This window comes from Mycobacterium gordonae (assembly GCF_001417955.2).
GTDB classification, from domain to species: Bacteria; Actinomycetota; Actinomycetes; order Mycobacteriales; family Mycobacteriaceae; genus Mycobacterium; species Mycobacterium gordonae_B.
This window is the reverse complement of record NZ_LKTM01000322.1, coordinates 1-20,975: the sequence shown is the minus strand read 5'-3', so window position 1 is coordinate 20,975 and position 20,975 is coordinate 1. Positions and strand designations below refer to the sequence as shown.

Below are 20,975 nucleotides of genomic sequence, written 5' to 3'. Positions count from 1 at the left end.
CCGTCAACCCAGCGCCGCGGCTAGCGGCAGGCTGGCCTCGAGCGGCGTGAGATCCCCGGAAAGCCCGGCAGCGCTGCGCAATTCACGGAACGCGTCGATCAGAGCATCGGTAGCCTCGTGCGGATCGTCCAGGGTGCGATCGTCGGTCAGCACCGAGATGGCGAATTGGTCGACGTAGCTCCACACGGTGATGTTCATGCCGCTGCCCGCCACGATCGGCCCCACCGAATAGATCTCGGTGAGCGTCGCTCCCTCGATGCAGCCGCGTTCGCGCGGCCCGGGCACGTTCGACACCACCAGGTTCATCACGCTGGCCGACTCCATGCGTCGGGCCTGGGCCCGAAACATGCGCGGCGCCAACCCTGTCGGGAGATAGGACATCCAGGCGGGCAGCACGGTGGGGCCGAGCAGCTGGTGATTCTCCTTCGCGATCCTGGTTGCCATGGCCGTCAGCCGAACTCGTTGCATCGGGTCTTCGACATGCACCGGTAGTGACGGCGTCATGTAGGTGAATTCGTTGCCCGCCAGGCGATCTGGTGCCGGGTTGTAGCTCACCGGCACCCCGGCGATCAGCGGGACATCGGCCTGGCCGTCGTAGCGCAACAGCAGTCGGCGCAGTGCCCCGGCCACGGTGGCCAGCACGACGTCGTTGAGCGTGACGTCGAGATGCTTGCTGGTCTCCTTGACGTCGGCCAACGCCAATGGCGCAGTGGCGAACCGGCGCCCGGGGCTGACCCGGTGGTTGATGAAGCACGGCGGCGGGGCGAAGTTGCGGGCGAGGTCGGGGGTGGGACCCCGCTCCTTCGATCGGCGGCGCACCCGGGAGACGCCCGAGGCCGTCTCGCCGAGCAGGCGCGGCAGCTTGCGGATCAGGCCCGCGTGATCTTTGGCGGCCTCCTTGAGCAGGTGCGAGCGGGTCGGCAGTTCGCGCGGCAACCGCCGGGGTTCGGGCTGGTGCGGCGACAGCGCCTGAGCCATCTGGTTCGCCGAAGCCTTGCCGTCGGCCAGTACGTGGTGGACCTTGTGAATGATGGCAATCCGGTTGTCGGCCAGCCCCTCGGCGACATACATCTCCCACAACGGGTGATCGCGGCGCAACGGCGTGCTCGCGATGTGGCCGATCAACTCGTCGAGCTCTCGTCGCCCGCCCGGCGCCGGCACCCGCGCGCGGCGTACGTGATAGTCGAGGTCGATGTCCTCGTTGACCAGCCACATGGGATGGTGCAACTTCAGCGGGATGTCCAGCAACTGGTAACGCAGCGGCTCGAGCGCCATCAGCCGTTGGTAACCCACCTCGCGGAAGATCTCAAAGTCGTAGTCCCGCTCCATGTTTGACACGTCGAGGATGCCGATCTTCAGCGTGTGCATGTGAATCTCGGGTGTCTCGGTGTACAGCATCAGGGCGTCCACACCAGTGAGTCGCTTCACACGCCTATTCCACCCCGTCACGGAGTTGGATGCCAGACCCCGATCCCGGCCGTACACTTCGGACGGTTGTCCGACTATCAACCCCGATCACGAAAGGAGCCGTGCATGGCATACGTGCGGGTGGAACGGCGCCAGGAAGAGATCGTGGCCGCCGCGGTCCGGGTATTGAGCGAAGTCGGGGTTCCGGGCACGACTCTGCGCGCGGTGGCAGCCGAGGCCGGCATCCCGCTCGGCACGTTGCACTATGTGTTTCCGACGAAGGACCTGCTGTTGCGCGCGGTCATCACGGCGGTCATCGACGACGTGGTGTCGGCCGTGCAGCCCGGCCTGCAGCCTGACCGCGGGGTCGCGCACGCGCTGCGGGAGAGCATGACCATGTTCTGGAGCAAGCTGGTCGAGCGTGAGATCGGACTGCAGGTCATGCAGTATGAGCTGGCCATGTATTCGGTGCGCACCGAAGGCGCGGGCGGTCTGGCCCAGTTGCAGTACCACCGGTATACCGAGCTGGTCAGCACGCTGTTCGAGCAAGCTGCACGGACGGCCGGCGAGCGGTGCGCCGTGGATTTCCCGACGCTCGGCCGGTTGACGCTGGCCGTGCTGGACGGCCTGATCGTGCAGTACGTGGCCAGCACCGACGCCGCCCGCGCCCGGCATGATCTCGAACGCGCCGTCGACATGCTGGTGATGTTCGCCGACCCGCAGCCGGTCAAAGGGGCACGGTGACCCGGTGTTGCAGCGCATGGCCTAACTGTGGCTTACTGATTCGGTCGGTTGACCGACTTAGTAGGAAGTTGGAGGTTGGCGATGCGGGACTCGACGGTGGTGGTGGTGGTGGGCGCCGGACTGTCCGGACTGACCGCGGCACGTGAGCTGCATCGGCGGGGCGTCGACGTGATCGTCCTCGAAGCGGCCGATCGGGTGGGCGGACGCGTGCTGGGCCGGACCAGTGCGCTGGGATCGCGTTTCGACCTGGGCGGGCAGTGGATCGGCCACGACCACCACCGGGTCGCGGAGCTGGCCGCCGAACTCGGCGTGACGATGTTCCCGATGCACACCGGGACCCTGCCCACGGTGATCGACGGGCAGCGGCGGGTCTCGCGACTGGGGCCCTCGATGCTTGTCTCGGCTCTGGCCCTGGCCGGGATCGGCGTGCTGGCGCGGCTCGGAGCACCGGCCAGACTCAACGCGTCGACCCTCGACCGGTGGCTGGGCAGGGTGCCGGGTCGCACCGCTCGGCGACTGCTCGAGGTGGTGGCCCTGATCTCGTGGACCGGGGACCTCGACCGGCTGTCGGTGCGCGCCGCCACGGACATGATCCGCTACCAGGGCGGCCTGTTGACGATTCTGGGCACCAAAGGCGGCGCCCAGGAATCGTTGCTGGTTGAGAGTGCCGGGGCGCTGGTCGAACGGGTGGCGGCAGAGCTGGGCCCGAGGGTGTGTACCGCGCATCGGGTGACCTCGATCGTGTGTGGCGATGGGGTGCTGGTGCGCACGGTGTCGGGCGATGTGCGGGCCGACAAGGTGATCGTCACGGCACCGCCGCCGGTGGCTTCCCGGATCACGTTCGAGCCCGCGCTGCCCTCGAATATGGTTGCTTTGCAGCGCAATACATATATGGGGTCGGTGTACAAGGCGGTCGCGGTCTATCACCGGCCGTTCTGGCGAGAACGCGGCGGCGCGGAATTCATTGTCCTGAACAGACCGGGCAGCGCGGTTTTCGACACCACCGCGCCAGGCGGGCCGGGCCATCTGTGTGTGCTGGTCGGCGGTCCCGACGCACGAGAGCTGTCCGCGTTGGACGGCGCGGCGCGCCGCGAGGCCGTGCTGAGGCCGCTGGTGCCGCACATAGGCCCGGAGGTGCTGGATCCGGTCGACTGGCAGGAGAAGTCTTGGCACCTCGACGAATTCGTCGAAGGCGGCTATGTTGCGCTGCCGAAACCCGGCACCACCGAGGGATTCGTGCCGATGCCGTGCGGGCCGGTCGGCGACATCCATTGGGGTGGATCGGAAACCGCCAGTGGGCATCCCGGCTATCTGGATGGGGCGATCGAGGCCGGCCGGCGGGCCGCCGCCGAAGTGATGGCCGCCCTACAGCCGTAGCGTGTTCATCAGGACACAGCCGAGGAACCCTGACGTACGAAGACGCCCCGTACCGGCAGACTTCTGTCCTCGGCCGGCATGGCCGGCCGAGCGAAATAGGTCACGTAGAAAGCCGCGCTGAATGCCACCAGCGTGCCGATGATGAGCACGCCGAACGGCACCGCGTAGCGCGCCATCTCCGCCGCGAAGTACCGGCAACACACCAGCAGCGCAACCAGAAATGCGGCTCCAAAAGCCGTCATTCCTATTCGCCGCCCGACCCGGTCGCGCACCGGCTCGCGCAGCGCCGATTCCACCGTCAGGCAGAGCAATCCGCCGGCCAGCAGATCGACGCCGTAGTGGTACCCAAAGCCGAGGGTCGCCGCTACGGTGCACGTCAGCCACAGTGCGCCGCCCATCCGCAGCCAGCGTGGTCCCCCGCGGGAGTGCAGGAACACCGCCAGCGCCCACGCCGTGTGCATCGACGGCATGCAGTTGCGTGGAGTCGACCCGTCGAAGGCAATTGCCTTGGGGGACAGATTGATCCGCGGCACGGCGTGCGGCCAGAAGTCGCCGATTTCGAATCCCCGGCCCTCGCTTCCAAAAGCGAAGTCCGGGCCGACCAACGGGAAGAACACGTAGATCAGCGGCCCGATCAGGCCGAGCACCAGGAATGTCGGGATCAGAAAGTGCCGCGGCCAGCCGCCGATGCTGACGTTGCGCAGTTGATAGATCGCGACCACCATTGCCGCGACGGGCAATTCGATGTACACCCAGTGAAACGCCGCATTGATAACAGGGCCGCCCGCGTGCAGGAGCCGGCCCAGCAGCCACGAAGGTTGTGCGAGTGCGTGATCGGCCAGTAGTGCGTACTCGTCCAGGACCACCGGCCGCAGGATCGCGGTGATACGCAACCAGCTGTCGCCGACCTTGGTGGCGATGACGAGCAGCAGGCCGAAAGCGACTCCCCGCAATGCCGTGGAGTGTTCGTCCCTGGCCCAGCGCCGCCAGCCGACGATCACCGCCAAGCCGGTCAGGACGATCAGCGGACCGTTGCCGACCGTCCAGGCACCGCCGCGCGCCACCCTCAGCACCGCGAGTACGACATCGAGCACCACCGCCACCGACAGCGACCAGACCCGGTACCGGCGGGATAGCCCGACCATCGCCACACCTAGGCCCACCCACGGCACGGTGGCCGATGTCGGCGTGCCGAAATAGTCGCCGGCCAGGCTGCGCAGCGGACCCACGAACCCCGCTCCAGTGGCCGTGATCTGCAGGCCGATCACCACGGCGGCGATGAGCACGACGGCCGTCGGCCCCCATAGGCGGGTCGCCTGAGAGCGCCATTGCACGCTTCGCAGGTCGCCGGTGAACACCCGACGAATAATAAGTGTCAGGTTGGGGTCTAGGGCAAGACCGGGCCGATGCCCACCTAACCGTTACGTCCGCGGTCAAACACGCCGGCGATGTTTGAGGCGGCAAAAGCCGGAAATCCGCAGCGCTATGTCGATCGCGGAGCCTCAGGCTGCCCAGCTCACCGCATGTCGTCCCTTCCCGGCCCGGCTCGGCCCCAGGGGCAACCTGATCTACAAGCTCGTCACCACCACCGATCACAAATTGATCGGCATCATGTACGTCGTCACCTGCTTCACCATGTTCTTCATCGGTGGACTCCTGGCGCTGATGATGCGCGCCGAACTGGCCGCGCCCGGCCTGCAGTTCCTGTCGAACGAGCAATACAACCAGCTGTTCACCATGCATGGCACGATCATGCTGCTGCTGTACGCCACCCCGATCGTGTTCGGCTTCGCCAACTTGGTGCTGCCGCTCCAGATCGGTGCGCCCGACGTAGCGTTCCCGCGCCTGAACGCCCTGTCGTTCTGGCTGTTCCTCTTCGGCGGGCTGATCGTGCTCGCGGGCTTCATCACACCCGGCGGCGCGGCGGAGTTCGGCTGGACCGCCTACACCCCGCTCAGTGACGCCGTCCACTCTCCCGGCGCCGGTGGCGATCTGTGGATCACCGGGCTGATCATCGCCGGTCTGGGCACGATCCTGGGCGCGGTCAACATGATCACCACCGTCGTCTGCATGCGCGCACCGGGCATGACGATGTTCCGGATGCCGATCTTCACCTGGAACATCCTGGTGACGTCGGTGCTGGTGCTGATCGCGTTCCCGCTGTTGACGGCGGCGCTGTTCGGCCTGGCCGCCGACCGGCACCTCGGCGCCCACATCTACGACCCCGCCAATGGCGGAGTTCTGCTGTGGCAGCACGTGTTCTGGTTCTTCGGCCACCCAGAGGTCTACATCGTGGCCTTGCCGTTCTTCGGCATTGTCACCGAGATCTTCCCCGTCTTTTCACGCAAGCCGATCTTCGGTTACACCACGCTGGTCTACGCGACGCTGTCGATTGCGGCCCTGTCAGTAGCGGTGTGGGCGCACCACATGTTCGCCACCGGAGCCGTGCTGCTGCCGTTCTTCTCTTTCATGACTTATCTGATCGCGGTGCCGACCGGGATCAAGTTCTTCAACTGGATCGGCACGATGTGGAAGGGCCAGTTGACCTTCGAGACGCCGATGCTGTTCTCCATCGGCTTTCTGCTCACCTTCCTGCTGGGCGGGCTGACCGGAGTGATGCTGGCCAGCCCGCCGCTGGACTTCCACGTGACCGACAGCTATTTCGTGGTCGCCCACTTCCATTACGTCCTGTTCGGCACCATCGTGTTCGCCACCTACGCCGGGACGTATTTCTGGTTCCCGAAGATGACGGGTCGACTCCTTGACGAGCGGCTGGGCAAACTGCACTTCTGGTTGACCTTCATTGGGTTCAACACCACGTTCCTGGTGCAGCACTGGCTGGGCGATATGGGCATGCCGCGCCGCTACGCCGATTATCTGGCGACCGACAATTTTCAGGGGCTGAACATCGTCTCCACCGTCGGGGCCTTCATCCTGGGCCTGTCGATGTTCCCGTTCGTGTGGAACGTCTTCAAGAGCTGGCGCTACGGCGAGGTGGTGACCGTCGACGACCCGTGGGGTTACGGCAACTCGCTGGAGTGGGCGACCAGCTGCCCGCCGCCGCGGCACAACTTCACCGAGCTGCCCCGGATCCGTTCGGAGCGACCGGCTTTCGAGTTGCACTACCCGCACATGGTCAAGCGCATGCGTGAAGAAGCGCACATCGGGCGTGCGCACGGCCCCAAAGACAAGGACGTCACCAGAGTCGACGACGTCGAAGTGCGCTCCTGACTCAGGCCGCGCCGAAGACCACTGCGACGTTGTTCCCGCCCAAGCCGAACGACTCCGCCACGGCATAGCGGTAATTCCCGCGGCGTGCCTCACCGGCCACCACGTCGAGGTCGATCTCGGGATCGGATTCGGTGAAATTCAAAGTGGGCGGCACGATTTGGTCACGCAAAGCCTGGACCGTGAGCACAGCCTCGACCGCGCCGGCCGCACCAAGTGAATTGCCCAGCGCCGACTTGGGCGCGTACACCGCCGGTGAGTGGTCACCCAGTGCCCGATGGATGGCGCGCGCCTCGGCCGAATCCCCGAACGTGGTGCCGGCGGCATGCGCCTTGACGAGGTCGATGTCGCTCGGAGCCAGTCCGGCCAGGTAGATCGCGCGGGCAATCGCGTCACCGGCGCGTTCGCCGCTCGGGTCCGGCATCACGGCGTCGCATCCGTCCGACGTGACGGCGGCACCCATCAGCCGGGCCAGGACGGGCGCGCCCCGCGCCTTGGCATGCTCCTCGGTTTCGACCAGCAGCATCGCGCCGCCTTCCGCCAACACCATGCCGTCGCGGTGCCTGTCGAACGGCCGGCAGGCTCCGGTCGGGTCGTCGTTGTTGGTGGACAGCATGCCCAGTTGCCAGAACGTCGCCATGGGCACGGCCTCGATGACCGTCTCCACGCCGCCGCAGATCGCCATGTCGGCCTCTCCGAGGACGATGTTCTGCCAGGCCTGTGCGATGGCCGCGGTACCCGACGCGTCGGCCATCACCGACGTCTCGACGCCGGCCTTGGCCTCACGGTCGAGCCCGATCACGGCGGCGGGCGCGTTCGGCATGTACTTCTGCACCGAGATCGGCGAGATCGCCTTGAGGCCTTTGACCTTCCAGATGTTGTGCCAGAGCGGAATGTCTTCGGTGCTGCCCAGGCCCAGACCGACCGAGACCATCAGCCGGTTGGTGTCGACTTCGGGCGACCCGGCCTGCTCCCACAGCCGCCGGCTGACCACCGCGGACAGTTTCTGCATGAATGCGAACCGGCGCAGCTCGACACGGCCGAATTGCTCGTCCAGGTCTTCGCGCAACGGACCGCCGATCCGTATCGGTGAGTCGAATTCGGTGACGAAATCTTTGTCCAATTTACGAATTCCGCTGCTGCCCTGCAGCAGTTGCTGCCAGGTCTCCTCGGCATCCGGCGCGAGTGACGTCGTGGACGCCACCCCGGTGACGACGACGTCGGGGAACCCCTCACCCGTTCTCAACGCGGTCATGCCGGTCGTTTCTTTGTGTCGAACATCGACGTCACGTCCCCCTCCAGGAGCCACGCCCGCTACAGGTATCACCTTCCCAAGTCGTGCCGACGAAAACCTGATATCGGCGATCGGCATCATGATAAACAGCGCCGCCGAGGCCGAAAAGACCATCGCCGAACTCGGCGTGCTGCGTGCCACGTTTTCGGCGCCCGGCTGCGGGTAAAACTCTCGGTCTGTACACCTCGCTTATGCACGGATTGATTCCCGCCGTGGTGCAATTCGTGACCGCCGCGGCGCTTCTCTATGCCATCGGGTGGCGTGGGCGGGTGGTGGCCGTGGGCGTCACCGCGGGAGCGGCAACCGTAGCGGTGGCGCACTGGACGTACGAGACACTTGGCATCGCCAGTGAGCCCGCGCCATGGCAACTCTGGCTCTGGGTCTATCTCTTCGGGCTGGGTACCGCCACCGTTATCGCGGGCTGGTCGGGTGCGAGCGGCTGGCGACGCAACGCGGCGGTATTCGCGATGTCGTTCTGCTTGCTCAGTGCGGGATTGACGATCAACGGCTGGCTGGGCTACTTCCCCACCGTTGATGCCGCGTGGAGCCAACTCACCAACCGACCACTGCGGGGTCAGGTACACATCGGGACAGCCTTCGAAATGCAGCGCAAAAATGCTGCACTACAACGCGGAAAGCTTGTGGCGGTGACCACGAGCAGTCGGATATCCGGCTTCTCACATCGCCGCGAATGGGTTTACCTGCCTCCGGCGTGGTTCAGCGGAAAGCAGCTTCCGGCGATCCTGATGCTCGGCGGCGAGTTCGGCACCCCCGCCGATTGGATTCGCGTCGGTGACGCCACCACAGCCCTCGATGCCTACGCCGCGGCACACAACGGTAACGCCCCGATCGCCGTATTCGCAGACTCCACAGGCGGATTCGCCGTCGACACCGAGTGCGTCGACGGCCCGCGCGGACACGCCGCCACGCATTTGACCTCCGAGGTGATTCCCGAGGTCGGCGAGCTGTTCGGCCTAGGCGCTCAACCGAAGTGGGGCGTCGTCGGATTCTCCGCGGGCGGCACCTGTGCCGTCGACTTGGCGGTCATGCATCCCGAAACGTTCAGCGCCTTCGTGGACATCGGCGGTGACATCGGCCCTAACTCGGGCACGCGGCAACAGACGATCGACCGGTTGTTCGGCGGTGACGCCGAGGCGTACTGGCGATTCGACCCGACGACGGCGATCAGGCGCCATGGCCCATACACCGGCCTATCCGGCCTGTTCGCGGTCCCTGGTACTGATGGCGATCGCGACGGCGTCGGACAGGACGCCGCCGAGGCGCTGTGTGAGGCCGCTCAGGGCAGCCGCATTTCGTGCGACGTGATGGGATTGCCGGGCAAGCACGACTGGCCGTCGGCGGCTGGGGCTTTTGCGGAAACGCTGCCGTGGCTGGCCGATCGGCTGGAACCTCATCCTCCTGCCGGTCCGGCCAGCTCAGTGCCGGTCAGCTGACCGTAGTGAGCGAGCAGGCCGTCCTGCTTCGAGAGGTCGGGCCCGGTGACCGGCGAACTTCATCCGTTACGACCGCCTTCGGACAACTGCTGCCCGAACCAGTCCCGGGTATGCGCTGCGGCGATGTTGGTGTCGCTGCGCTCGGCGTAAAGGCTCATATGGCTGACGGCCGGCAACACGGCGAGCTTCTTGAACGGCGAGGCGACCTGGTTGAAGGCGGCGATCTCCAGATCCCACGCCGTGATGTTGTCGCCCTCCGCGACGATCATCATCACCTTCTTGTCGAGCACTCGCGGCAGGAAATTGAAAACGCGGTAGTTGAGCAGCAATTCGGCTGACTCGGTGGTGCTCCAATGCTCATGCAGCGGGGCCTCGTCGGCCTTGATCTGGTTGAACACCTCGTAGATCCGAGGGAACGGCCACACCGAGAGTTCCTCAGCCGGAGTCAAAGTGGCGAAGGCGATGCGGTCATCTGTGCCCAGCGGAGCCTGCCGACGAGCATGGAGGATCTTGGCCTCGAAATCGGCGAATCGAGCCTCACCGTGAACCCGCTTCATCGTCGCGTGGCCGTCGACCACGGGCACAACGCTGACCACGGCTTTCACCCTGGGATCGATCGCCGCGAGGATCAGTACGTGGCCGCCGCTGTAGGAGATGCCGAACGCACCGAGCTTGTCGGGGTTGACGTCCTCGCGGGACTCCACATACGTCAGGGCGTTACGGTAGTCGGAGATCTGCTGCCACGGGTCCAGGTGTTGCCTCCGCCCTCCCGAGCTCTCACCGAAACCGGCGTAGTCGAATGTCAATACCTGCACCGAGGATTCGTTAACAATGCGGGCCACATGGGGTAGGACGATTTCTTTGGTGTAGCACCATCCGCCCGCGGCCACCACGGTCGGCAAAGGACCGGTCGCATCGTCGGGCCGAAATAGCCGACCGACCAAAATCTCTCCGTCGCTGGGGAATTCGACGCGCTGTTCCATTTCGATTCTCGCTTTCACTTGAATGCCGCTTCGATCCAGTTGGAGAACTCGCATACGCAGTGCCAGCCCTGTTGGCGGACCATGTGGGGCGGGCTCAGCCGTGGCAGTTCCTCGACGAGTCGCGCCCGGAAACCGCGCTCGGTGTCCCCGAACTGCAGTCGTGCGCCGCCGGCCAGTGTGCCGTCGGCCATCTGCGCTATCGCCGAAATCTCGTATTCATAGGCCGGATCGCGTGGCGTCACCAGCGTGGAGGACTTGCCGTAGCTGAGGAAGAATCGCGTCGCCAGCGGACTTGAGCCGGTGGCCTGCACGACCTCCTGACGCCCGTCGCTGTCCGTGCGCAAAACGTAGTGGTCGGGACAGGCTCTCAGCATCGCGGCGTCGTCGGACGTGCGGACGCCCTCGAAAAACCAGTCCACGAAATCTCTGGCCGAACCGCCGGCCACCTCGAGCTGGGAGGGCACCAGACTGCGTCCGGTGCTCAGCATCGCGCCGACCCGGGCAGCGAAATCGGTGAGCGCGACATCACGAGCAAATCTGGCGGCGATCGCCGTGCTGCCCATCTCCAGCTTGGCGGCCAGCAGGGCCTCGCGGCGGGTCGTCACATCACCGGAGGCCGGCAGCGTCACGCCGAGTTTCCTGGCGGCCACGGTGATGCGTTTGTCCTCCCAGGCCAGCACCTCGGCACGGCTGCGACGTCGGCCGCCGATGACGGCGGAGATCGTGATCGGTGGCGTCGAAGTCGAAAACATCGTTTTCCCTTCAGATTTGCAGATGGGCTTCAGCCCGCGGCGATGGACGATTCGATCCAGTTGGAGAACTCGCACGCCAGATGCCAGCGGTGCCCGGCAACCATGCGACCCAAGGTCGGCAGCGGGAACTCGACGGTGAGGCGGGCATGGAAGCCGTCAGCGGTGTCACGGAACTGGTGGCGCACCGCCCCGATTGGGATGCCGTCGGCGTAGGCAACGCCGGCGAGCTGCCCGGGAAAGGCCCGATCGACCGGTGTCACCACGTGCGAAAGATCCTCGTAGTCAATGAAAAACAGCGCGGCGAGCGGACTGCCCCCATTGGTCTCGAGAACCTCGTGCCGCCCGTCGGCCCCAATGCGCTGGACGAAGTGATCAGGACACGCGCGCAGCAATTCGGCTTCGTCGTTGCGCCGTACGCAGTCCCAGTAGAACTCGACGAATTGCGTCGCCGAGCCGGCCGGCACGTACAGGTCCGTGACGCTGAATCGACGCCGGCCACTGAGCCGTGACTGCACCTTGGCAATCGCGCCGGCAATCGTCGCGTCGCGGCGGAGCCGGCGGTGTATCTCGTCGCTGCCGAGCTCCAGCTTGGTCCGCAGGAAAGCCTCCCGTCGCTCGGCCACATCGCCACCAATCGGCGCGCTGACCCCCAGTTTCTTTGCCGCGGCGGTGATTCGGCGGTCCTCGTAGCGCAGAACCGCGTCGCGCGTCACGGTACGGCCGCGAATCTCGCTGATGATCGGCAAGGGAGTGGTACCAGGCACCTTTTGTCCTTAACGCTAGTTTTCTGTCGTTAAGGACACGCTAGGCTCGTTCCGTCCGTACGTCAAGGCCGGCCCCGGGAGGTGTCACGTGCCCAGCGGTGACGCTGCGATGAAACGCCGGACCGGCGGCCGGTCCGCGCGAGTGCGCACTGCCGTGCTCGACGCCGCGCTCGAGCAACTCGTCACCCACGGGTACGAGGGCCTGACCGTCGCCAACGTTGCCCGCGCCGCGGGCGTAGCGGAGACCACCGTCTACCGGCACTGGCCGACACCTGCCGACCTGGCGGCCGGCGCGGTCGGCCATCTGGCCGAAGCCGACAATCCGGTCCCGGACACCGGCACCCTCGAAGGCGATCTCCGCGCCCTGCTGTCGCAGATCTCCGAGTTGCTGCGCCGGCCGGAAGTCGAGCGGATCCTGCGCGCCGCGGCAGCTTTGGACACTGCCAACCCCAGCTCGGTGGAAGCCCGAAAGTCGTTCTGGCAGAAGCGCTTCGCTGGGGCTGCCGTCATCGTCGAGCGTGCTGTGCAACGGGGCGAACTCGGTCCCGACACCGACCCCGACACGCTCATCGAGTACCTCGTCGCCCCGACTTACGTGCGGCTGCTCCTGCTGGATCGGCCCTTGGACGAAGACCTGCTCGAAGGGTCGGTACGACGCACCCTCACAGCGTTCGAAGCAACGCGCCGTGGCCGATGACCACAGGCCTGATCAGCGGATCGCCTCGATCGCCCGACCTGTGTCCAGGTCACGGTAGGCGGTCAACAGCCGAATGTGGTTGCCCACGTTGATCTCCCAGCCGTAGTTCGGAACCGGGCAGGTAAGCCAGCCGATGTAGGTGTTCCAGGCGTGGGCACGGCGGTACTCCTCGAACGCCTCGGCCGGCGTCGGGAGATTCTGTACCCCGAGACCGCGCAGCAGGTCCAGGTGCATCTCGACGAGCCGTCGCTCGTGGGCGCGCCGTTGCGCGACATCCAGTGCCGTGACGATCAGGTAGGACAAGTCGTGCATGTAGTAACCGCGGACACTGAGCTGCCAGTCCACGAATCCCATTGAGCCGTCGGGGAGCACGAAGGTGTTGCCCACGTGGCAGTCACCATGCACCAGGGTCTGCTGCAGCTGTGACTGATGGCGCTGGACCAGCTGCACCTTTTCATACAGCGAGTCGGTGGTCTCGTCCACCGACTGCACCAGTTCCCGCTTGTGCAGATTGTTGGCGACTTCGTCGGCGATCATCGCCGGCACGAGATCGGGGTGGGTGAACAGTTCGCGCAATTCTCCGGCGACGTGCGTCTGCGCCCACTCGAGTTCGGGGGCCGACCAGTCGGCTCGCTCTCCCCAGTGCCGCGCATGAAATCGGGCCAGCTGCCGGATTGCGTCTTCCAGGCTCGCCAGCGACGGCGACGAGACCACGGACGGAAACCGTGCACCCCGGGCGGTGAGATCCTCCAAAGCCAAGCCGAAACTGCCGGTGGCCACGTCGAACCACGCCCCCAGGCATTGCGGGGTGCGAACCATGGTCCACGGCCACAGGCGGCTGTACACCTGAACCTCATTGCGGTACAGCGGATACGCCGGCAGGTCGGGACGTGCGAGCTTCAGCACGACCTGCCGCGGCAGCCCGGCGCCCGCCTCGTCATACGTCAGTTCCAGATCGACGCGTCCGGACGTCGACACCGCGTCGCCCTCCCCCCACTGCCACACCCTCCGGATGCGCAGGTCGCGCACCCCGACGCCGGGATTCAGGGTGCCGATCAACCGCTCGATGAGTTCGGGTGTGATCGCTGCCGCATCGGTGGGGATTCGCCCCAGTTCAGACATCAAAGAACCTCACGCCGGAGTCGCAGCGGCATTCCGCCGCCCTTGCCCTCGGCACGCTAATACAAATGGGTTACTTATGCAATACGATCGTGATATTGTCTGCAGCGTGGAAGAGGGCAGTAGAGAACCCGCCCGCGTGACGCTCATCGACACGGCCGAGCGCCTCATCGCCGAACAAGGTCCGGCGGTGTCGCTGCGCCAGGTGGTTGCGGCGGCGGGGCAGCGCAACAGCGCCGCCATCCGCTACCACTTCGGCAGCCGGGAACAACTCATCACCGCGGTCGTCGAGGCACGACAGAACGTGTTCGAACCGCAACGCCTCGAGCGGCTCGCCGCACTCGAGGCCGGAGCTGATTTCACCGCCCGCGGACTGCTGGAGGCATTGCTCGGACCGGTCTTCGCACACCAGCGTGCGTGCGCCCCCGGCTTTCATGCGCGGTTCATGGAGAAGGTCCGCGACTACCCCGGAGTCGACCTGACGGGCCGGCGCGACTGGGCCGCGACCACCCTCATCGTGCGACGCCTCGAAGCCCTGGCACCGTCGCGGCCAGACGGCCTTCGGGCGCTACACACCCGCGGCTTGATCACCGTCGTCTTCGCCCTGCTCGCCGATCTCGAACGAGCACAATACAAATCGCGTGAGCAACGGACGCAGGCGGAGCAGGCCACCCTGGACATGGTGCTGGGCGTGGTCAACTCGGTCACCTCATCGGGAGCGCCCGCCGGACGGCGGCATTAATTAGCTGACCCTCTGTCCCGGTCCTCCCCTTCACCCTTATTGAATTCGTGCCGAATATCCACATTCGGACGCACGATGATGTGAGCTACCTGAACTGCGACTTGGGATCGGTAGCCCGCTCTGTCGTCAAAGCTTGGCCAACCCGCACTGCGCATTCGGGACAGAAGTGCGACGAAGGGACCTGGCATGCACAACACCATCGCGATGCTGAGCCGCAGCGGCATGTCTGGTCGGCTCCGGTGATCCCGCTTATCGCGAGGGACGCAGACCTTGCGGCGCTGGAGGAAACACTCGACGATGCCCGACGGGGAACGGGCCGGGTGCGGGTGCTGGCCGGCGATGCCGGCATGGGCAAGACGCGCCTGGCCCGCGAGCTCAGCCGCCGGGCCGAGGAGCGCGGCTGCGCCGCGCTGTGGGGTGGATGCCGGGAGCTGGAGCTCGCGCTGCCGTTTCTGCCCTTCTCCGAAGCGATCGACAGCTACCTGGCCACCGCCGATGTGGCGGCGTTTCGAGAACAGCTCGGGCCGGCGGCCGGTGCGGTGGGCGCGATCGTCCCGGAACTGTCCGACGGGGCGCCCCCGGTGGACGATCTTTTCGGTGCCCCGATCCGGCTGCGGCTCTTCGAGGGTGTGGTGACGGTGCTGCGCACCGTGGCGGCCCCGTCGGGTGCGCTGTTGGTGGTCGAGGACGTGCACTGGGCGGATGCATCGACCCGCGCGCTGATCGACTTCGTTGCCCGGCGCACCCGCAAGCTTCCGCTGCTGTTGGTGGTGACGGACCGCTCCGACGAGGGCGGTGCGACCCACCCGGTGCGGGTGATGCTGGACGGGTGGCGGCGCGCCGGCCTGGCCGGCGTGGTGGATTTGTCGCCGCTGGCCAGGGGCGATGTCCAGCGTCTGGTGTGCGCCCGCCTCGATGCCGAGCGGGTCAGCAGCGAGTTGGTCGACATGCTGGTGCACCGCAGTGAGGGTGTTCCGTACGCCGTGGAGGAGTTGCTGGAAGCGGCGATCAGATCAGGACATGTCATCAGGCGCGACGGCGGGTGGCAGTGCTCGGAGCTTTCCGGGTTTCATCTGCCCAACACGCTGGCGCTCGGCGTCTTGCGGCGACTCGGTCGCCTCGAGCCCGAACACCAGCGCGTCGTGATGGCCGCGGCGGTGCTGGGCAACACCTTCGATCCCGGGTTGCTGTCGGAGCTGACCGGGCTGCGGGCCTCGGTGGTGTGGGCAGCGCTGACCGCCGCGACCCGCGCACGGTTGGTGGAGTCCGACCCGGCTCACCGTGGACGGGTGCGGTTTCGGCACGCCCTCACCCATGAGGCCGTGCGTGACGCGGTTCCGGTCTGGGAAGCCACAACGCTGCACAGCCGGGCCGCCGACGCGCTCGCGGCGGCGGTTCCGCCGGCGCCGGTGATCGAGCGCAGCCGTCATCTCCTGGCCGCCGGGCGTGCGGCCGACGCCGCGCCCCTGTGCGCGCAGGCGGCTGAGATGAACTCGCGGGCGGGGGCGTTCGCCGAAGCGGCGGCACTGTACGACCACGCGTTGGTCAACGTCGACAATCCGGTCGAGCGCGGCAATCTGCTGTGCGAGCGGAGTCGCATGCTGCTGGCCAGCGGGGATCCGGCGGCGGCGATCGCGCCACTGGAAGAGGGCGTGGAACTGCTGGAAGGAGCCGGAAACGGCTTGGCGGCAAAGCTTCTCATCGTTCTCGGATCCGTGCAGCTGGCCCTCGGCCAGCAGCAGGGCGCGCTCGATGCATTCGAGCGGGCGCGTCTGATACTCGAAACCGCTTTGCCGGGGCCGGATCTGGCCTTGCTGTACGCGCGCCTGGCGATGTGGCACGACTCGAACCTCGAAGGTGAGGCTGGTCTGGCCTGCGCCGATCGCGCGCTGGCGCTGGCCGAGCAATCCGATGCCAAGCATGCCCGCGCCGCGGCGTTGATCTACCGCGGAGCAGCGCTGTGTGAGCTGGGCCGCCGCGACGAGGGTATTGCGGTGATCGACCGTGGAATCGCGGAGGCTGTGCGGCTGAGGCTGCCCGAGGAATTCGGCGCCGGCGTCATCATCAGCGTTCTGCAGAAGGCTTTGGCGATGCGGGCCGGCGAGCTTTCGTCGGTGGTCGGCCTGATCCGCAGCGGCGCCCGCGCGCTCAACGTCGGCCCGGCCCCCGAGGTGTTGGCTTCGCTGGTCGATGCGGTGGCGGGACGGTTCCTGGGCGACATCGACCGAACCGAGGCGGCCGCGCTGGCGGTGCTCGAGGCCTCCGAAGCCGTTCCCACCGGGATGTCGTCCTTCCTCGGGCGCGAACTCCTGGCCTGGGTGCGGCTGCAGCAGGGCCGGCTCTCCGAGGCCGAAGCGCTGCTGGACGATCTCGGGCCACGGGACGGCTGGTGGCACCGTATGTGCGGCCCTACCCGGGTGGAACTGGCGACCGCCCGGGGCGGGGACCCACAGGGGGCTGCCGATGTGGCGAGAAGGTTGCTGGCACAGGTGCCCGTGCTGGCTAAAGATCCCTTCGTCGTGAGCACCGTGGTGCCTGTCTTGCTGGCAGCCGGGTCCGCAGCCGAGGCCGAGCACTGTGTCAACGCCACTCTTGGTCCGGACCGCCATCCGCTGGCCGTAGGCGCGGCGGCCGACCTCGCTGCCTACCGCGGCGACTTGGAGGATGCCGTCGCGCTGTACCAGGAGGCCGCCGATGCCGCCTCGGCCGCGGGATACCGCGCGATCGCCGCGGGTTACCGCAATCGGCTCGCCGAGGCCCCCAGGCTGACGCCGGCGGCCGCATCGTCGAAAGAAGCCCGTGCGCCCCACAAGCTCAGCCGGCGCGAGTTGGAGCTGCTGGCGTTGCTTGCCCACGGCAACACAGATCAGCAGATCGCCCAGACCTTGGTCATATCGCTGCGCACGGTGCGATCGCACCTGGATCGGATCCGCGACAAGACCGGGCGCCGACGCCGCCCCCAATTAACCCTTCTGGCAATGGAATTGGGGCTGCTGGAAGAGCAAATCGGGCACGAACACCCAAGTGCCGGGGCCACAACTCTGCGCCTGGCCCGATAGGCCGCTTCATGACGTGAGCGACCACGTCCCGTACCCGCCAGCCCTGACACAGCGACGGTGCCTCCCACTGCCCGGGCGTCAACGTCTCCAGCAGATCAGCTAGGTCCGTGCGCTCGGCGGTGGCCATCTCCAGACCGTCCACGGCATCACTTCCCAAAACCATTCGGTAGACAGAAGTCTCTCACTTATGCGCGATCCACTCCCGACCGCCGTAATAAATACCCACACGGGCCGGCCGTCCCGCCGATGGGGTATTTCGACCCCTTTACCGCAGCCGGTGCGCGCGCCACCCTGAATGCCGAAAGTGCTGGGAGACGGAAGGTTTGAGGCGATGAGCTTCCTAGTGTTGCCACCGGAGATCAACTCGGCCCAGATATTCGGCGGTGCCGGGATCGAGCCGATGTATGGCGCCGCGCAGGCTTGGGGCAATCTGGCCGCGGAATTAGGTTCAGCCGCAACGTCTTTCGGCAGGGTGACCTCGACGCTGACCAGCGCGTCCTATCAGGGCGCGGCATCGCAGGCGATGATGGAGGCCGCCGCGCCTTATGTCGGCTGGCTCACCACGGTTTCCGCGCAAGCCGATGAGACGGCCGCGGCCGCGCGAACTATGGTGGCGGCGTTCGAGAAGGTGCAGGCGGCGACGGTTCACCCTGACCTGATCGCACTGAACCGTGTGGTGGTGTCATCGCTCGCGCGGACAAATCTGTTCGGTCTGAACTTCCCGGCCATCGCAGCAGTCGAGGCCGATTATGCGGAGATGTGGGCCCAGGATGTCGGCGCGATGCTGGGCTATTACGCCGACGCTTCGAGCGCTGTTGCCGCGTTGCTGCCGATCGCCGGATCGCCGGCGGCGGCATCAGCTGCCGCATTGCCCGCCGCGTCCACCAGGTCACTTGACTTCGCCCTCGGCCTGGCGAACGCCGGGATGAACGACCTGGGCATGGGAAACTCCGGCTTTGGAAATATCGGCAACGCGAACTTCGGTAATTCCAACGTCGGATCCGCAAACATCGGCGACGGAAACGTCGGCTCCGCGAACGTCGGCAGCCACAACTTCTTGTTCGGAAACCTGGGCAGCAACAACCAGGGCATCGCCAACCTGGGCAACTTCAACATCGGTATCGCCAACAAAGGCGACCACAACATCGGCATCGGCCTGACCGGCAACAATCAGGTCGGCATCCAGCTGAACACGGGCGTCAACAGTTTTGGCCTGTTCAATTCCGGTGACGGAAGTGTGGGATTCTTCAATTCGGGCAAGGGCAGCTTCGGCTTCTTCAACTCGGGAGACTTCAGCACCGGCATCGGGAATTCGGGGTTGGCCAGCACCGGCTTCTTCAACGCCGGAAACCTCAACACGGGCATCTTCAACTCGGGTGCCGTCAACACGGGTGCTTACAACGCGGGTAGCTACAACACCGGATCTTTCAACCCGGGCTGGGTGAACACCGGCGACTTCAACATCGGCAGCTTCAACACCGGTTCCTACAACTCCGGCAACGTCAACACCGGCGCATTGAACACCGGCAGTTTCAACAACGGCATGTTCAACATGGGCAACTTCAACAACGGCATGTTCTATACCGGCAATTTCCAGGGCAGTCTGCACGTTCAGATCGGCGTACCCGCCCTGACCCTGCCCCCGATACATATCCCGTCCGCCCATCTCGGCGGATTCTTTGCGCCGAAGATGGTCATACCGTCGATCATCAACAACTCACAGTTCTCCATTCCCTCATTTCATATAGGTGGGTTCTCGGCGCCGACAATAACGATTCCGGGAATAAACCTTCCGAGCGTGCACATTCCGCAGTTCCAGACACCGCCGATAGCAGTGGGCGGTTTCACCGCACCGACGATATCTATCGGGAAGTTCAACCTCCCCTTCGTACAACTACCGTCCATGTATCTTCCGCTCGCGGCGAACTTCCAAGTCGGTGGCGACCCGGCCCAGACATTCGGGAAATTGGACGGGCTCGGCACCTACATTAATCTCACTAACGTTTTTATCCCGCCGATCCTCATAGGTGATCCGGGGGTTCCAATAAAATACTTTTCAATGAATAGCAGCGGTAACGAGATAACCCAATTCGGTTCCAATGGTTTCATCTCCGCCTTCAACCTGCCAACGATCGGTTTGACGTCGTTCAACGCCCCGATCATCACCATTGGGGCGCCCGGGGGCTACAACACACCGGTGATTTCGACGAATAGTTTCACCGTCCCGCCCATCAACCTGGGCGGCTTCGACACGCCGACAATCACTATCCCCCCGGGCCCCCTCACCCCGACGGTGGTTATTCAGAGCGTCAACATCTTCCCCTTCGACGCGCCGGCCATCGACGTGCCGAGCGTCACCACGGACCCCGTCACGATCGCGCAAATCAACATTCCGGCAGCGCCCGGGTTCTTCAACACCACCGCCGCCCCCTCGTCGGGCTTCTTCAACACGGGCCTCGGCGGCAGCTCCGGCTTTGCCAACAGCGGCGATTTCGTCTCGGGCTACCAGAACACAAATCCGTTCCCGTTCTTGAACTTTGGCACCTCGGGCGTCAACGTCACGGGCCAGATTTCCTCAGGATTCATGAACTTCGGCAACGCCGTATCAGGCATGGGCAACGTCGGCGAACTGGGCGCCGGGCTTGCGTACAACTTTGTGTCGGGCGTAGAGAACATCGGCCACAACCTCGCCGGCATCTTCCAGCAGGGCACCTCGTCCTAGGGGAGGTTGGACATCATGTCGTTTGTGAGCGTGCACCGGAGCTAATCGATTCGGCTGCAGGATATTTGGCCAGCGTCGGGACGACGCTTCAGGCCGCCAGGGCGGCGGCGTCGGGCTCGACGACGGCGGTGTTGGCAGCGGGTGCGGACGAGGTTTCGGCTGCGATATCTCAGTTGTTCGGCGCCTACGGCCAGCAGTACCAGGCGCTCAGCGCGCAGGCGGCGCTGTTTCACGAGCAATTCGTCCGGGCCTTGACGTCGGGGGCTGGGACATACGCGACCGCGGAGGCGGCCAATGCGGCAGCCGTCGCGGACCCGTTGACGACCCTGGTCGGTCAGGTCCAAGCCACGGGGTTGTTCAACTACGACCCGGTCAAGATGTTGACGGGCCGCCCGCTGTTCGGCAACGGAGCCGATGGGGCGGCGCTGACCGGGCAGCGGGGCGGCGACGGCGGGTGGCTGATCGGCAACGGCGGCAACGGGGGCTCCGGCGGAACCGGGCAGGCGGGTGGCGCCGGCGGATCGGCGGGCTTGTGGGGCCACGGCGGTGACGGCGGGGCCGGCGGAAAGGGCCTCCTGCTGTTCGGCGGCTCCGGCGGAAGCGGCGGTGCCGGAGGGGCCAACGGGCTGCTCG

General features: G+C 65.9%; 16 protein-coding genes and 1 pseudogene. 9 read left to right on the top strand and 8 right to left on the bottom strand.

The features are described from left to right. Window positions 1–3: 3 nt before the first annotated feature. Window positions 4–1,428 (bottom strand): WS/DGAT/MGAT family O-acyltransferase, encoded by a 1,425-nt coding sequence (locus AO501_RS22200; RefSeq protein WP_082658779.1) that lies wholly within the window; start codon window positions 1,426–1,428, stop codon window positions 4–6. A 105-nt stretch (window positions 1,429–1,533) separates the two neighbouring features. Between AO501_RS22200 and AO501_RS22195 the strand changes: the two genes are divergently transcribed. Further along, the gene (locus AO501_RS22195) at window positions 1,534–2,151 is read left to right on the top strand and encodes a TetR/AcrR family transcriptional regulator (protein WP_055579773.1); all 618 of its coding nucleotides are present in this window, start codon (window positions 1,534–1,536) and stop codon (window positions 2,149–2,151) included. Window positions 2,152–2,232: 81 nt separating this feature from the next. Beyond that, window positions 2,233–3,528 carry a flavin monoamine oxidase family protein gene (locus AO501_RS22190; protein WP_055579772.1) on the top strand — a complete coding sequence of 432 codons (1,296 nt, stop codon included), beginning with the start codon at window positions 2,233–2,235 and terminating at the stop codon, window positions 3,526–3,528. An 8-nt stretch (window positions 3,529–3,536) separates the two neighbouring features. On the opposite strand, the gene AO501_RS22185 is transcribed toward AO501_RS22190, so the two are convergent. Continuing rightward, window positions 3,537–4,886, bottom strand: a complete 1,350-nt coding sequence (locus AO501_RS22185) for a DUF5933 domain-containing protein (protein WP_082658778.1) — start codon at window positions 4,884–4,886, stop codon at window positions 3,537–3,539. A 127-nt stretch (window positions 4,887–5,013) separates the two neighbouring features. On the opposite strand from AO501_RS22185, the gene ctaD reads away from it, so the two are divergent. Next, window positions 5,014–6,759 (top strand): cytochrome c oxidase subunit I, encoded by a 1,746-nt coding sequence (ctaD, locus tag AO501_RS22180; protein ID WP_055579771.1) that lies wholly within the window; start codon window positions 5,014–5,016, stop codon window positions 6,757–6,759. A gap of 1 nt (window position 6,760) precedes the next feature. Here ctaD and AO501_RS22175 read toward each other — a convergent pair whose 3' ends face one another. Then, window positions 6,761–8,011 carry a KasA/KasB family beta-ketoacyl-ACP synthase gene (locus AO501_RS22175; RefSeq protein ID WP_055579770.1) on the bottom strand — a complete coding sequence of 417 codons (1,251 nt, stop codon included), beginning with the start codon at window positions 8,009–8,011 and terminating at the stop codon, window positions 6,761–6,763. A 230-nt stretch (window positions 8,012–8,241) separates the two neighbouring features. Between AO501_RS22175 and AO501_RS22170 the strand changes: the two genes are divergently transcribed. Then, a complete protein-coding gene (locus AO501_RS22170) occupies window positions 8,242–9,504 on the top strand; it encodes an alpha/beta hydrolase (RefSeq protein WP_055579769.1) in 1,263 nt (420 codons plus the stop codon). A 59-nt stretch (window positions 9,505–9,563) separates the two neighbouring features. Here AO501_RS22170 and AO501_RS22165 read toward each other — a convergent pair whose 3' ends face one another. From AO501_RS22165 to AO501_RS22155, 3 genes are read right to left on the bottom strand one after another with little or no spacing between them, the layout of a single operon-like run. Continuing rightward, entirely contained in the window at window positions 9,564–10,487 is a 924-nt protein-coding gene (locus AO501_RS22165; RefSeq protein WP_055579768.1) for an alpha/beta hydrolase, read from the bottom strand. A 14-nt stretch (window positions 10,488–10,501) separates the two neighbouring features. Then, entirely contained in the window at window positions 10,502–11,239 is a 738-nt protein-coding gene (locus AO501_RS22160; RefSeq protein WP_055579767.1) for a hypothetical protein, read from the bottom strand. A gap of 29 nt (window positions 11,240–11,268) precedes the next feature. Then, a complete protein-coding gene (locus tag AO501_RS22155; protein ID WP_055579766.1) occupies window positions 11,269–11,985 on the bottom strand; it encodes a hypothetical protein in 717 nt (238 codons plus the stop codon). Between the two features lie 127 nt (window positions 11,986–12,112). Here AO501_RS22155 and AO501_RS22150 point away from each other — a divergent pair, with 127 nt between their 5' ends. Further along, complete coding sequence (locus AO501_RS22150) at window positions 12,113–12,700, top strand: TetR/AcrR family transcriptional regulator (protein WP_055579765.1); 588 nt, start codon at window positions 12,113–12,115, stop codon at window positions 12,698–12,700. 12 nt (window positions 12,701–12,712) lie between these two features. Here AO501_RS22150 and AO501_RS22145 read toward each other — a convergent pair whose 3' ends face one another. Next, window positions 12,713–13,822 (bottom strand): phosphotransferase, encoded by a 1,110-nt coding sequence (locus AO501_RS22145; protein WP_055579764.1) that lies wholly within the window; start codon window positions 13,820–13,822, stop codon window positions 12,713–12,715. Between the two features lie 106 nt (window positions 13,823–13,928). Here AO501_RS22145 and AO501_RS22140 point away from each other — a divergent pair, with 106 nt between their 5' ends. Both AO501_RS22140 and AO501_RS22135 read left to right on the top strand, forming a co-directional pair. Further along, window positions 13,929–14,561, top strand: coding sequence for a TetR/AcrR family transcriptional regulator (locus tag AO501_RS22140; RefSeq protein ID WP_197419921.1), 633 nt, complete (start codon window positions 13,929–13,931; stop codon window positions 14,559–14,561). A gap of 239 nt (window positions 14,562–14,800) precedes the next feature. Next, window positions 14,801–17,620 (top strand): ATP-binding protein, encoded by a 2,820-nt coding sequence (locus AO501_RS22135; RefSeq protein ID WP_156452734.1) that lies wholly within the window; start codon window positions 14,801–14,803, stop codon window positions 17,618–17,620. Between the two features lie 7 nt (window positions 17,621–17,627). Here AO501_RS22135 and AO501_RS36180 read toward each other — a convergent pair. Then, window positions 17,628–17,762, bottom strand: a pseudogene (locus AO501_RS36180) (maleylpyruvate isomerase family mycothiol-dependent enzyme); the annotation flags it as partial. Between the two features lie 189 nt (window positions 17,763–17,951). Between AO501_RS36180 and AO501_RS22130 the strand changes: the two are divergent. Then, on the top strand, window positions 17,952–20,342 hold the full coding sequence (locus AO501_RS22130) for a PPE family protein (protein ID WP_063892908.1): 2,391 nt from the start codon (window positions 17,952–17,954) through the stop codon (window positions 20,340–20,342). Window positions 20,343–20,407: 65 nt separating this feature from the next. Next, on the top strand, window positions 20,408–20,975 hold a 568-nt coding region (locus tag AO501_RS22125; RefSeq protein WP_231752573.1), incomplete at its 3' end, for a PE family protein.

Bases quoted from the DNA above. Each gene is read 5' to 3' on its own strand.
- AO501_RS22195 (WP_055579773.1), top strand. From the start codon at position 1,534: ATGGCATACGTGCGGGTGGAACGGCGCCAGGAAGAGATCGTGGCCGCC.
- AO501_RS22190 (WP_055579772.1), top strand. From the start codon at position 2,233: ATGCGGGACTCGACGGTGGTGGTGGTGGTGGGCGCCGGACTGTCCGGA.
- ctaD (WP_055579771.1), top strand. From the start codon at position 5,014: ATGTCGATCGCGGAGCCTCAGGCTGCCCAGCTCACCGCATGTCGTCCC.
- AO501_RS22175 (WP_055579770.1), bottom strand. From the start codon at position 8,011: ATGACCGCGTTGAGAACGGGTGAGGGGTTCCCCGACGTCGTCGTCACC.
- AO501_RS22170 (WP_055579769.1), top strand. From the start codon at position 8,242: ATGCACGGATTGATTCCCGCCGTGGTGCAATTCGTGACCGCCGCGGCG.
- AO501_RS22165 (WP_055579768.1), bottom strand. From the start codon at position 10,487: ATGGAACAGCGCGTCGAATTCCCCAGCGACGGAGAGATTTTGGTCGGT.
- AO501_RS22160 (WP_055579767.1), bottom strand. From the start codon at position 11,239: ATGTTTTCGACTTCGACGCCACCGATCACGATCTCCGCCGTCATCGGC.
- AO501_RS22150 (WP_055579765.1), top strand. From the start codon at position 12,113: ATGAAACGCCGGACCGGCGGCCGGTCCGCGCGAGTGCGCACTGCCGTG.
- AO501_RS22145 (WP_055579764.1), bottom strand. From the start codon at position 13,822: ATGTCTGAACTGGGGCGAATCCCCACCGATGCGGCAGCGATCACACCC.
- AO501_RS22130 (WP_063892908.1), top strand. From the start codon at position 17,952: ATGAGCTTCCTAGTGTTGCCACCGGAGATCAACTCGGCCCAGATATTC.